This window comes from Pollutimonas thiosulfatoxidans, assembly GCF_004022565.1.
Classification (GTDB): domain Bacteria; phylum Pseudomonadota; class Gammaproteobacteria; order Burkholderiales; family Burkholderiaceae_B; genus Pusillimonas_D; species Pusillimonas_D thiosulfatoxidans.
The window spans coordinates 3,137,585-3,150,705 of sequence record NZ_CP022987.1 but is presented as its reverse complement, the minus strand read 5'-3'; the positions used below and the strand labels follow the sequence as shown (position 1 = coordinate 3,150,705).

The following is a 13,121-nucleotide window of genomic DNA, read 5'->3' as shown; positions in this document are numbered from 1 at the left end:
ATGCCTTATCGCTCCAGCGCTTCGCGCCGGAGCAACTCGCGCTTGCGCTCCACCCCCCAGCGGTAACCAGAGATATCTCCATCGCGACGAACGACGCGATGGCAGGGAATGGCCACCGCAAGCTGGTTGGCCCCACATGCCTGGGCAACGGCGCGCACGGCTTTAGGCGCACCGATGCGCTCGGCCACCTGGGCGTAGCTGACCGTCGCGCCGGGCGGGATCTCGCGCAAAGCTTGCCACACCCGCTCTTGAAATGCCGTGCCTTGGACGTCCAGGGGAAGGCTCAGGCCCAAAGCGGGCGCCTCAACAAAGCCAACAACCTGTGCCACCAATTTTTCAAAATCGCCGTCGCCACCCAGGAGTTGAGCCTTAGGAAACCTGTCTTGCATCTGACGCACCAGTTGGTCCGGATCGTCGCCCAGCAAGATGGCGCAAATACCGCGCTGGCTTTGTGCAACCAGGATGGCGCCCAAGGAGCACTGGCCCACCGCAAAACGTATCGTTGCACTGTGCCCACCAGCGCGATAATCGCGCGGTCGCATGCCCAGTATTGCTTCCGATGCTTCATAGAAGCGACTGTTGGTATTGAACCCCGCCTCGTAAATCGCATCGGTGATCGTGCCCGGTTCGGCCAGCTCGTCGCGCAACTTAACGGCGCGGCAGGCATAGGCATAGGCTTTGGGAGTCAGACCCGTTTCCATCTTGAAAACGCGGTGAAAGTGGTAGGGGCTCATACCAGCCCGGGCGGCAAGCTCGTGCAAGCTAGGCGGCGTCTCTGATGTTTCAATCAAGCGGCACGCGCTTGCAACCAGTGCTGCGCGATGCGCCGCCACAGCGGTTCGGTCGCCAGAGGCGCGTCGGCTGGCGCGGTATCCCGCTGCCTCGGCAGCGGCGGCGCTGTCGAAGAATTCAACATTGTCGCGCTTGGGCAAGCGGGCCGACGAGCTGGGTCGGCAATACACGCCGGTCGTTCTGACCGCGTAAACGAAATACGTGTCCGCCGCCGAATCGCGCGCCAGCACCGCCGCCCAGCGCTGTGCGTCGGTCGTATAGGCGCCGACAGCCGGCGCATCAGGGCTAGTGATCAGCGTCATGAGCCGGCCTTGCGAAATGTGAAGTTGATACGCTGGCTACCCAGCAGCGGATGAGGACGGACTTTGAGCGGCAACACGCCATGAAACCGTAGCCTGTCTTCGCCGCCCCATACCACGACGTCGCCGTGCTCGAGAGGGATCTTCACTGTCTTATCGGTCCGTTCGTGTCCGCCAAACAGGAAAACCGCAGTCATGCCGAGTGAAACGGACACGATAGGCGCATCGTAGTCGTGTTCATTCTTATCCTGGTGCAAGGACAGCCGCGCGCCGGGGACGTAGCGATTTACCAGGCAAGCGTCGGGCTCAAAGCCGGCAAACCCCGCAGCTGCAGCGGCCGCCCTTGCCAGCCGACCGAAGGCGGCTGGCATAGGGGGCCAAGGCTGGCCACGGTCCGGGTCTATGATGGTATAGCGATAGCCACGGCGGTCCGTGGTCCAACCCAGCGCGCCGCAATTGGTCAGCGCAACCGACATGGTGAACCCGCCGGGCGTAACCATGTGCCTGAATGGCGCCTCTTGCGCCAGGCGGTCGATGGCAGGCAACAACTCGTCAACAAACGGCAAGGCAAAGCGCCGCAGGACGAACGCTTGCGTACCTATCGACTCACGCTCTTCTGCGACATGTGCAAAAAGTTCCAGATTCATAGCATCCTTACCCCCTTCGCATCACCGCGCGTCATGGAAGATCAGGCCCAGGGTATGACGGTGCCCACTACGCTCTCGCAGCAACTGCGCGCGTTTGCGCTGGACGCCCCATCGGTATCCGGACAGTGATCCATCGCTGCGCACGATCCGATGGCATGGAATGAGCATCGCCAGCATGTTGGCCGCGCAGGCACTTGCTACGGCGCGCACCGCCTTGGGCGCGCCTATGGATTCGGCCAACTGGGTATAGGTGCGCGTCTGCCCTGCTGGTATGTCGCACAGTGCAGCCCAGACCTGCCGCTGGAAGGCGGTACCGCCGATGTCCAGCATGATGGGCGCATCGACGGTCTGCTGGTGAATAAGGCGGATAATCTGCTCAAGGTCAGTCTGTAGGGATTGCGAGGCTTCCTCCAGCGCTGCCGCGGGGAAGGCTTGTGCCAATTGAGCGCGCAACCCTTGCGCATCATCGTCGAGGAATATTGCGCATATCCCTTGCGGGCTGCGCGCAACCAGAATAGCGCCCAAGTCACAATCGCCGATGGCGTAGTGGATAGCACCGGGCAGCGACCCCGGTGTACGGAACCCAAGCGAGAGGGTGGGGCTGGTATAGGTTTCCATCGTTGGCTCTCGAACTGTAGTGAAGGTAGTACGAGTGTAGAAAAACCGGCCGCAAGTGAAACTCCGTTCCTTGCGGTCGAATTCGAATCACGGATAGAAACATTCTAGACTCGCCTGTCCCTTATAGACAGTCGATTGCGTAGTTTTAGCTGCGCATGCTCGCGAACGAATCTATGCCAACCAGTCTATCGATCAGAACTACCGCCAAGATCGCTATGTAGACCGTCGAAGCTGACACCGCAGCAATGATGGGATCGACGGTGTATAGAACATAATTGAAAATCTTTAGGGGAAGCAAGGTGTACTGAGCGCTAGTGTTGAAAATGCTCAGCTCTATATTCGTCCACGAGATCACAAAGGCGAAAAGGCCGGACGCTATTATGCTGGGCTTTATCAACGGCAGCGTGATCAAGCGGAACGTAGCAAAGGACGTCGCACCGAGGTCTAGGCTGGCTGCTACCAAACGGCGATCGAACCCCATATACGCCCCCAAAACCATACGGATGATATAAGGCAAGACCAACACAATATGTCCCCCCAGGAGGACGTAGAAGTTCCTCGCAATACCGAATGATGCGGCGAATTGAAGTAGAGCCACACCGATCACCACATGGGGTACCACCAAGGGAGACATAAATATCGCCTTAAGCGTAGCGGCACCCCTAAACTGAGCTTGAGAAAGCGCTGAGGCCGCGCTGACGCCTAAGACGAGTCCGAAAAAGGTGGCGAACAATGCCAACTGCGTGCTATGAACGATCGATGCAATGTACGATGCGTCGCTCAGAAACTCCTTGTACCACTTGAGCGTAAACCCCTTCGGCGGAAAGGATAAAGCGCTCGCCTCATTAAAGGACACGCCTATTATTATGATCAACGGCAGTAAAAGAAACCCGAAGATCATTAGCGCTACCGCGGCAAATACCAGTTGCCCTACAGACCCCGACCGTGACTTTGCACTCATGTCCGTGCCCACTTTAGTTTCCGCTCCATCACCGTTGACTGGAACACCATTAGTACAAGTGCTGTGATCGTTAATGCGACGGCAAGCGCTGCGCCAAAGTTGAAGTTCATGGCTGCCATGTACTGATCATAGATAACAATTGACATCACCGAACCACGGCCACCCAGCATGACGCTAGGCGTAACGTACGCACTTACACTTATCGTAAACGCAATGACTGTTCCGCCCAGGACACCAGGAAGGCTGAGTGGCCATGTAACGTTCCAGAAAGTTGACCAAGCGTCTCCGCCTAGATCGGTGGAGGCCTGAAAAAGAGACTTATCGATGCTTTGTAGTGATGCCACGACAGCCAGAACGACAAAGGGCAAGCAAATATAGGTCAAGCCTATGACCACACTGGCTTCGGTGTAGAGGATCCTGAGCGGTCGCTCGATCAGTCCGAGCTGAAGAAGCGTATCGTTAAGAAAGCCGGAACGCCCCAGAATAATCATGAAGCCAAACGACCTCACAATATTACTTGTGAACAAGGGCAAGATTACTATTACGTAGGCGATTCGCCGCGAGAGCTTACTCTGTAGAACCATCACCATGTAGTAGGCGATGATATAACCCAGCACAAGGGAAAACGCCGCCACCAGCAAAGAAATCCTCATGGTCGAAACCAACGCCGACAAATATCGTGGTGTGCTCACGATCTTTACGTAGTTATCTAGTGTTATGCCCTGCTGGCCGGAGAAAACGCTGGACAGCGCGGTTACTGCCAAAGGCGCTATAAAAAAAACAATGATAACTAGCGTCGGAAAGCCCAGCAGAATAAAAATGCGGAATCGATTCGCTGCCATAGCTAGCCTTTCACTTCCACTTTGAAGAAATGAGGCTTCCTTCTTTTCAGCGTCACGAGCACGGTCTTTCCCACTTCGGGCGCGCCCGATAGGCCGCCCTCTTCAGAGTCCCAATGCTTAAGCGCGATTTCACACCCATTTTCCAGCCGGATGAAGGTCTTGAACGCCTCACCGGCAAAAATTATGCGCTCCACCCGGGCGTTGAAAACGATTGGAAAGCCCTCCACGCGCCCAATAGCAAGATGCTCAGGCCTAGCCAATAGCTTGTAGGCGCCATCATCGTACCCGTCGACAGATGCGATACGCGACGCGGAACCGGCCAGCATAACTTCACCAGTGCGCAGTTCAACGTCGACTAAATTGGCCTCACCAACAAAATCGGCAACAAACTCGTTATGCGGACGGTGATAGATATCCTCGCCCGACCCGAACTGCACGATCCGACCGGCATTCATCACTGCGATACGGTCGGCCATTACTAGCGCCTCTTCCTGATCATGCGTGACGAATATAAAAGTTATACCAAGGCGCTGTTGCAAAGACTTGAGTTCAATCTGCATCTGCCGCCGTAGCTTCAGGTCCAGCGCTCCTAATGGCTCATCGAGCAGAAGCACCCGGGGTTGGTTGATTACCGCACGGGCCAATGCGATGCGTTGCTGCTGCCCCCCCGACAACTGACTCGGATACTTATCGCCCAAATGACTTAGCCCAACCATGTTCAGCGCTTCAGCCACTTGTGACTTGACCTCGGGCTTTGCTAGCCGGGCTCTTCTGGGCCCGTACGCAACATTATCCGCAATCGTCATGTGCGGAAATAAAGCATAGCTTTGAAACACCGTATTGACAGGCCTTTTATTAGCCGGCATCCCTGACATCGGACGGCCATCTAGGAGGATCTCTCCACTAGTAGGGTCTGTAAACCCTCCGATGCATTTCAGCAGAGTCGTCTTGCCGCAGCCACTGGGGCCAAGCAGAGCAATGAACTCGCCGCGCTCGATCGTCAAGTCGACCGCGTTCAGGGCGGTCATATCCCCATACTTGCGAGTCAACTTGCGAGTTTCTAAGATGGCATCCATGCGGTATCGACCTATCTCTATCGAGTAACGACTTCGTTCTCGAATTTCTCGATGAGCTGATCTCTCCTGTTCAGGAGCTCAGGCCAATTCGGAAGCGCCAGATCATCGATACTACCGCTTTCGCCCCACGGCATGTATGCCGCATATTCGGAAGGAACCTTTACGCCTTTGATGTATGGCCCCATATTGAATTCCCGCACGAAACAAAGAGCCGCCTCTTCGGTCAGCGAGAAGTTTACGAGTTGCTCGCCTAGCTCGCGGTTGGGCCCGTTGCGTACCAGATGAATTCGCATGTCGTTCGCGATACCTTTGTCGGAGGGGTTGACGAACTTATAGGGTCCACCAGCCTTGATCAAGGCGAAGGCGCTACTGGAAAAGTGAGGCGCTACAGAGATTTCTTGAGACTGGAACATATTAGAGACCGTACCGGCGCTGTTGTAGAAAGCTGCGACATCCAGCTTTCGAAAAGCATCAACCGCTGGCTGCGTGTCTTCAATCGAACCGCCATTGAGCTCTGCAATATGGACGAACAGAGGTAAGCCCATCGACACTTGCGCCAACGGAAGCGCTACCATGCCCGCATATTCTTCTTTCCACATATCCTGCCAAGAGGTGGGTGCAGTCTTTACTAGGTCGGTGTTATACAGGATTCCGAGAGAGTAATACCCATTACTCGCGGCGTAGATCTTGTTGTCAGCCACATACTTTGCCTGATGGATGAGGTTCTCAAGGTTGGGAATTCGCGAAGGATCCTGCTCCTCAAGGACCCCTTGGCTCCAGGCCTGCTCAGACACCCCTCCATCGACCCAGGCAACGTCAATGCTGGGTTTGTTCCTTTGCGTGACAAGCTTCGTAAGTGTCACTGCTGAAGAGCCAATATCCGGGGTAATGGTAACGCCCGTCTTCTGGCTGAACGGATCCAATACGCAAGTGGTAATGGCCTTCTGGGCTATCCCCCCGTATAGGGCAACTGTCATACTCTGCGCATAGACGCTCTGCCCAGACATTGCTGCGGCGATTACTAAGGCGATGCCCGAGTGAATGGCGGTCCTTTGGAGTTTCATTGGGTTCCCTTTTAAAGATTAGTTGTCTAATAGAAGTTGAGTCGTTGCCGAGAAAGCACTTTGCGCATCGTTTTCAGTAAGTACGTTCCAAAGCTGTTCTGCGCGTTGCGCGCCAATCACCGGAACAGTGCACGTCTCAAACTTTCGTTTAAAGCCGTCACGACTCAGAGGATTAGCAGGATGGCCGATTTGTATAGCACGCTTACCCGTGTATTTAGGCGCATCTGCGTGGGTGACGACTATCGTTGTGTACGCCTCGCCCTTTAGGTACAGCGCCTCAAACTCTTCTTTGGAGCGCTGTTGCGGGTCGATAGTCACCTTGACCATGGACATTGCTCTGCGCACGCCTTCATTCTGAATGGCTTCGTCAGTGAAATGCTCGTTTTTGATGCTTCCATAAAGCAGGGCAACCGCGATGCAATAGGGAATGCAAAACCGCGCTTCTGCGGGCGTGCTGCAATGGGCATAGCGCATAATATTTGCGGCGTGATAGCTGACACGGCACTCTACTTCCACCACTTCATCTGGACGCACCAAGCCACTGCTTAACCCTTGAAGGACCACATCCAGGCCTGCATGAATCATGGAGCAAGTGGGGTAAACCTTTGGCCCTGAATTCAGAATTTCGAATGTCGAGCTCAGATCCTCCGCGAAGCCGCCTAAACAATCCCGCGAGCCATACAGCGCGAAGAAACCTTCTTGACCTTCCAGGGCCGACGAACCAGAAGTCAGGCCCTCTTGCGCAAGGCGCGCCGCAAGCAGCCCATTCTGAGCAGCAAACCCAGCATGCATCGCCTTGGTAGGCGTGCCAAAGTTTTCTCGAATTCCACCGATCAGCGAGGCGGCGATACCGAGAGCATTGGCGGTCCGTTCATAATCCAGACCCAACAACTTCGCGCAGGCGGCTGTCGCGCCAAAAGTGCCCAACGTAGCAGTTGTATGCCATCCACGAGCGTTGTGCTCCAAGGTGATCGTCGCTCCGAGGACACTTTCCACCTGCACACCGACTACCATCGCCACCACGATACCTTCGAGCGTTACGTTTAACGAGTCCGCTAACGCCAGCAGGCCGGGAAGGACCGGAGCACAAGAGTGTCCAATCATGGACAGGTTGTTGTCATCGAAATCGAGTACGTGGCTCAACGCGCCATTGACGAGTGACGCATTACGCTCGGTCGTCTGAATGTTGGTTCCCCAAATGGCGCTCCGTCCCACGTCCCTCTTAGCTAAGTTGATCACGGGCGCCACGGATGAATCCGTGCTGCCGGCGAGAGCGACGCCCAGGGTGTCGGCGATCATTAGCCTTGCATAGTCGAATACCCGGTCGGGAATTTCAGTGGATTGCAAAGACACAATGTAATGCGCCAGCCGTAACGACATACTTGTCTGGTCGGCTTCTTGACTGTCAGGACTTACCACCTGGAATTGCATCTAAGATTCTCCAAAAAGGGCTTTGTCTGTCGCCACCTAATCGTGGCAGAGGAACTGGCACACCTTCGCTGCATGATTCCTACAGCGCACTAGCAACATCCTAAAGAAGCCTTCGTCGCCCATAAAGTGATATTTCACAAGCTAAGCAATCGAAATACGCGATGGCTGCGGCGCAGCCACTATGTAGTGAGGCCTATGCACACGGGGAAACCCTAAGGTAATCCCGTTGACGCGTAGGTACAGAGTTCGGACAATCCGATGGATGAGCAATTACGACCTCACCGATCTGAAAATCTTCCTTGCAGTTGCGCAGGAAGGAAATATCAAGAGAGGCGCCGAGCGATCTTACCTGGCTCCTTCGTCCGTCAGTCTCCGCATCAAGAACCTAGAAGAAGCGATAGGAGCTTCCCTGCTTACGCGCGGAGCCAGAGGAGTGACGCTCACCCCTGCAGGTCAGGTGTTCGTAGAGCATGCCAGCCGTTGCGTAGCGCAACTGAATCAAATGCATGCAGACCTTTCGCCTTATGCCCAGGGCGTTACGGGCCATTTGACGCTTTTCGCTAATAACAACGCCTTGAGTTCGTTCCTCCCGGACGATCTGGCCACATTCTTCAAGCTCTATCCGACAGTGCGGGTGACCCTCGAGGAACGTATGAGTCACGATATTGTGGCTGCGGTCGCGTCTGGCCGGGCAGACGTCGGGATAGTCGCGCTCGATACGACTCATCCAGGCCTCGAATTATTACCATACAGAGTTGATCGTCTAGTTTTGTTGGCGCCTTTGAAGAGCCGTATCGCGCGGGAAAAATCAGTGAGCTTTTCTCGCTGTATCGCCGAGCCGTTCATCAGCCTGCAAAGCGGTGCAGCGCTACATACTTATTTGGTGAACCAGGCGATGGCTCTTGGCAAGCGGCTGGACATACGCGTGCAGGTGTCCGGCTTCCGAGCTATTTCGCGACTGGTCGCATCCGGCGCCGGGGTGGGCGTCGTGCCTCGAACCGCTTTAGAGCGCACCGATACGGAGCGTCTGGCAGTGATTGAGTTGACGGACGATTGGTCGTATCGCAATCTGCAGATATGCTGTCAGCCACACACTCCGCAACAAAACGTCTTTGCACGCTCTCTAATCGAGATATTAAGAAAACCATCTTAGGCGGGCCGCTGAGAACTCCGCAAGAGCCGTTCACTCTGCCTTAGCACCTCCTCGCCCAACTCCTGGTAGACCGGACGGCATCCCGCTGCATCTGCAAACCCCAGCATACCTGTTGGGCAATGCCGATCATTGTCCCAGCCGGGGTAATCGGTGATGGGATACAGGCAGATGCCGCCTACCGGAACACCGTTGTCCAAGGCGCTAGCCACCTCATCGCAGACGTAGCGCAGCCAGGGAATACGGCGGTCACCCTCCGCGCCGGTCTCCGCGATGAATAGAGGTCTTTCATAACGCTGATAAACCTCGGCCAGAATCTCGCGCAACGGACGATACAGCGGCTCCCCCCGGCGAATCGGGGGACCGTTCAAATACCATTGATTGTGTGCATAAACATTGACGCCCACGATGTCCAGATGCTCGGGCTTGCCTCCAAGCTCCGGCATCAAGCGGCCGGCGATCATGTCCCAAGCCTCGTATTGCGCCAGACGGGCGTTCTCCGCCCGCCGCAACTGGCGCCCGTCCTTGGGAACCACGTTAATGACCGGATCCACGCAGACAAATCGGGCCCGCGTATCTACCGCCCGGATTGCCTCCGTGGCCGCAACCGTTGCACGTACCAGTTGCCGTTTGAGCTCCATGCCGCGCCTGCGCTGGCAAGGGCCGATGTCTCCGGTGTCGCCGCCTGCCCAGGCCCAAAACGAAATCTCGTTAACCGGACAGTAGTAGGGCACCCCGGGCGATTCGTCGCGCACCAGGGAAGCGACTGCGGCCGCAAAGCGCGCAAACCTGCTTACGAAAGCTGACGACCAGATATCAATATCGTCCGGCCAGCCGTAATGACACACGTCCCAGATGGGTTGCACACCGGCCTGGTGCGCGGCGCGTAACATGGGCAAGAAGCTGGACCAGTCATAAACGCCGGGCGAGGGCTCGGCCAGATGCCAGCGTATGCCATCCCGCACGGTTCTGATGCCATGCTCGACCAGGGACTGATAGTCCTGAATTGCGTATACATCGTGCTGCGTTCCTCGCAGCAGATCCAGCCGCTGGCCGTCTTTACGGCGATGGCTCGAGCATTCGAAGCCGCCTAGAAAATAACTGTCGAATAACGGTGCAATGGCTCCCACCGCAGAGTTGTAAGATGCGATTCCTGGAGTCATGAATGCCCATCCGTAAGCTATAGATGGCGCTTACAGTGCAAGAACCGCGCCTGCTATTCCTGACCTCCGCTCCTCGGATGATGGCCGCCGCAGACTCAGTGAAAGCCCATGTAGTTTGGCAAGGCCAGGGTCACCCACGGCACGTAGGTCACTATCATCAGAATGGCGACCAAGGGTACGAGAAATGGGAGTACGGCTCGCGAGATCTTTCCAACCGAGAGGTTCGTCACAGAGCTAAGGACAAACAACACCAGACCAACTGGCGGAGTAAGTAGTCCGATCATTAAGTTAAAGATAATGATGGAGCCCAGCCTTATCGGTTCTATTCCGTACTGGGCCGCTATAGGCATGATCACCGGTACCAGGATCAGCACGGCAGAGTTTGGCTCCATAACAGTGCCGATAAACAGCAAGAATATATTAAGGATTATCAAGAAGACGACGGGATCTTCTGTCAGTTGCAACATCCCGGAGGCCAATAGCTGTGGCACCTGTTCCCGGCCCAACACCCACCCGAAAAGACTGGCAGCGGCAATAATCAGCATGATAGATCCGCTGATTGAAGCGGTCGACGAGAACACTGACTTGAATTGCTTCAGACCCAGGGTTCTATACGAGAGGCCCAATACGATCATGTACAAGGCTGCCGCGCTTGCCGCTTCTGTTGGTGTAAAAATCCCACCAAATATCCCTCCCAGCACGATGACTGGAGTCAACAAAGAGAACGATGCCGACACCCCCGCCCTCGCAATTTCCTTCCGGGGAGCTCGCGGCAGCCGCAGGCCAGGCTTGTTTCGGGAAAAAAGAAAAACCAGCGCCATCAGCACCAAGGTAATCAACAGCGCCGGAACAACGCCGGCCAGGAATAAACCCCCAATAGACACGCCAGATACGACGCCATACACGACCGCCGAGACACTGGGCGGCATGATGGGACCGATGAGGGTTGATGAGGCAGTCAGCCCCACGGCGAAAGACTCACCGTAGCCTCGCTTGGTCATGGCTGGGACCTGTATCTTGCCCAGGGCTGCCGCATCGGATATTGCCGAGCCGCTCATCCACGAAAAGACAAGGCTCGAAGCAACGGTAACGTACCCCAGGCTGCCCCGTATATGGCCAAGAGCGCTCAGGGCGAATTTATACAAGCGGTCTGCAACGCCTGCTTCATTGGCCAAATTGCCCATCAAGATGAACATAGGCACGGCAAGCAGCGGGAACGAATCCACGCCGGCGGTCATGCGCTGCAGCACGATCATCAAAGTAACGCCGTCGGCATAGTGGATATAAAACAGCGATGGAATCAATAGCGAAAATGCGATCGGCACGCGCAACAACATGAGCCCTATTACGCCAAAGAGCATCCACGTGATGTCCGGGCTCATATGGACTTTCCGCCAAGCTCGGCTGTTACTGGCTCGTCCAGGCGGATGCTGCCATCAATTCGTCCACAGGCAATCAAAATGATATTGGCCAGTGACTGGATCATAATCAGGAACATCCCGGAAAGGCTGGCCAGGTATACCCAACCCATAGGGATGGACATTGCCGGTGACGTCGCCATGAACATGCGTGATACAAACGTCCAGCCCGGAACCATAAGCACCAGGCAGGTGCTCGCTACGATTAAATACGACAGGGCGATCACCCACTTCACCGCAGCGGCCGGTACGATACTGTCAATCAAGGTAATAACAATATGTTCGCCGGTGCTGGTCAAGTGCACCGATGCCACGAAGATCATCCAGATCATCGCGTAACGGGCCAGCTCTTCGGTCCATGAGAACGGGTGCTCGAACAGGTAGCGACTGATGACCTGGACCACGATCAATACAAACATGGCGACCAGCAGCAGCAGGGAAAGCCACGTTTCAATCTTGACGATCCGCTTGTACATGGCTGTCCGCCCCTAAACTTAGTTGGCTACACCCATGTGCTTCTTATATACGTCACCCCAGGAAGCGTCGGGTTTGCTCGAATAGTGCTCGATCGTTTTTGCTCGAAAGGCATCGATGTCCACCTCGATGATTTCAATCGTTTTGTCCGAACGCCACTGATCCAGGATCGCCTTTTCCTCGCTTTGAATGCAGCCCGTAATAGCTGCCGCAGTTTCAACAGCGGCCTTTTCTACGGCGGCTCTCTGTTCGTCGTTAAGCGTCTTCCAGAAGAACTCGGACACCAGAGTAAAACTGGGCATGACGAGATGAGACGTAAGCATCAGATATTTTTGTTGCTCATAGAACTTCATATTCTGGATGGTCGGAAGGGGGTTCTCTTGCGCATCAATCGTCCCCTGTTGCAAGCCTAGGTAAACCTCGCCGAACGCCATCGGTGTTGCACTGCCTCCCATCGCCTGAATATTGCTCATCATGATGGCGGCGCCAGGCGTCCGAATCTTCAGCCCAGCCATTTCAGCAGTGTTGCGAACGGGCCGGTTAGCAGTCAGGTGACGCGTTCCATACAACCAGGTCCCGACGATTCTAATGTTTGCCGTTTTTACGACGTCGGCATACATCTGCTTCCCGACATCACTTCCAGCGAACTGCATGATCGCGTCATAATCGTCAAAGAAGTAAGCAACGTCCATCACCGAAATAGGCTTGTAAAAAGCGCCTAGGTCAGACGCTGCAGCAACGGTAAGCTGCGCTTCGCCGATGGCCAACTGCTCCACCAGTTCCTGAGGGGTCCCTAACTGGCCGTTGGTAAAAACTTTGACATCCAGGCCGACGTTCGCGGCGTTGATGGATTCGGCCATGGGTTGTGCAAGGCATGTGTGCCCCGGGTGGGTGGGTTCATAGTGATGCGCAAAGCGAACCGTCGTGGCAGCTGTAGCGTGGCTGGATATTAGCGCCGCGAGCACTACGCCAGAGAATAGGTATCCCTTCATATTCTTGTCTCCATTGCCACCCGGGCAAATTATTAGAATTAGATCGGCCACTTCAGCACGTGCTCAAGCCGTTATGTCAGGAAAGGCTGTCACTCCACCTTTCTCGCCGATTATAGGTAGGCGAAATTCGCACCGCTATTGTCAGAGTCTACAGAACTAGGCGTCGCAATTTGTATTGAAGATACAAATTTCGC

The 13,121-nt window shown here is 55.4% G+C and carries 13 protein-coding genes; 1 reads left to right on the top strand and 12 read right to left on the bottom strand.

Going from position 1 to position 13,121, the window contains the following annotated elements:
• Positions 1–5: 5 nt before the first annotated feature.
• From ada to CKA81_RS15230, 8 genes are all read right to left on the bottom strand, one after another.
• Complete coding sequence (ada, locus tag CKA81_RS15265) at positions 6–1,094, bottom strand: bifunctional DNA-binding transcriptional regulator/O6-methylguanine-DNA methyltransferase Ada (protein ID WP_128356061.1); 1,089 nt, start codon at positions 1,092–1,094, stop codon at positions 6–8.
• Entirely contained in the window at positions 1,091–1,738 is a 648-nt protein-coding gene (gene alkB / locus CKA81_RS15260) for a DNA oxidative demethylase AlkB (RefSeq protein ID WP_128356060.1), read from the bottom strand. Before alkB ends, ada begins: the two co-directional genes overlap by 4 nt.
• Before the next feature lie 21 nt (positions 1,739–1,759).
• Entirely contained in the window at positions 1,760–2,356 is a 597-nt protein-coding gene (locus tag CKA81_RS15255) for a methylated-DNA--[protein]-cysteine S-methyltransferase (RefSeq protein WP_128356059.1), read from the bottom strand.
• 145 nt (positions 2,357–2,501) lie between these two features.
• Complete coding sequence (locus CKA81_RS15250; protein ID WP_128356058.1) at positions 2,502–3,317, bottom strand: ABC transporter permease; 816 nt, start codon at positions 3,315–3,317, stop codon at positions 2,502–2,504.
• A complete protein-coding gene (locus CKA81_RS15245) occupies positions 3,314–4,159 on the bottom strand; it encodes an ABC transporter permease (protein ID WP_128356057.1) in 846 nt (281 codons plus the stop codon). Before CKA81_RS15245 ends, CKA81_RS15250 begins: the two co-directional genes overlap by 4 nt.
• 2 nt (positions 4,160–4,161) lie before the next feature.
• Complete coding sequence (locus CKA81_RS15240) at positions 4,162–5,235, bottom strand: ABC transporter ATP-binding protein (RefSeq protein ID WP_164878421.1); 1,074 nt, start codon at positions 5,233–5,235, stop codon at positions 4,162–4,164.
• A 17-nt stretch (positions 5,236–5,252) separates the two neighbouring features.
• Entirely contained in the window at positions 5,253–6,299 is a 1,047-nt protein-coding gene (locus CKA81_RS15235; RefSeq protein WP_128356056.1) for an ABC transporter substrate-binding protein, read from the bottom strand.
• Between the two features lie 18 nt (positions 6,300–6,317).
• A complete protein-coding gene (locus CKA81_RS15230; RefSeq protein ID WP_128356055.1) occupies positions 6,318–7,730 on the bottom strand; it encodes an MmgE/PrpD family protein in 1,413 nt (470 codons plus the stop codon).
• A gap of 262 nt (positions 7,731–7,992) precedes the next feature.
• On the opposite strand from CKA81_RS15230, the gene CKA81_RS15225 reads away from it, so the two are divergent.
• On the top strand, positions 7,993–8,883 hold the full coding sequence (locus CKA81_RS15225) for a LysR family transcriptional regulator (protein ID WP_128356054.1): 891 nt from the start codon (positions 7,993–7,995) through the stop codon (positions 8,881–8,883).
• On the opposite strand, the gene CKA81_RS15220 is transcribed toward CKA81_RS15225, so the two are convergent.
• From CKA81_RS15220 to CKA81_RS15205, 4 genes are all read right to left on the bottom strand, one after another.
• Positions 8,880–10,043, bottom strand: a complete 1,164-nt coding sequence (locus CKA81_RS15220; protein ID WP_128356053.1) for a glycoside hydrolase family 1 protein — start codon at positions 10,041–10,043, stop codon at positions 8,880–8,882. The genes CKA81_RS15225 and CKA81_RS15220 overlap by 4 nt on opposite strands.
• A 95-nt stretch (positions 10,044–10,138) precedes the next feature.
• Complete coding sequence (locus CKA81_RS15215; RefSeq protein WP_199287548.1) at positions 10,139–11,425, bottom strand: TRAP transporter large permease; 1,287 nt, start codon at positions 11,423–11,425, stop codon at positions 10,139–10,141.
• Positions 11,422–11,937, bottom strand: a complete 516-nt coding sequence (locus CKA81_RS15210; protein WP_128356052.1) for a TRAP transporter small permease — start codon at positions 11,935–11,937, stop codon at positions 11,422–11,424. Before CKA81_RS15210 ends, CKA81_RS15215 begins: the two co-directional genes overlap by 4 nt.
• 18 nt (positions 11,938–11,955) lie before the next feature.
• A complete protein-coding gene (locus CKA81_RS15205; RefSeq protein WP_128356051.1) occupies positions 11,956–12,927 on the bottom strand; it encodes a DctP family TRAP transporter solute-binding subunit in 972 nt (323 codons plus the stop codon).
• Positions 12,928–13,121 lie beyond the last annotated feature (194 nt).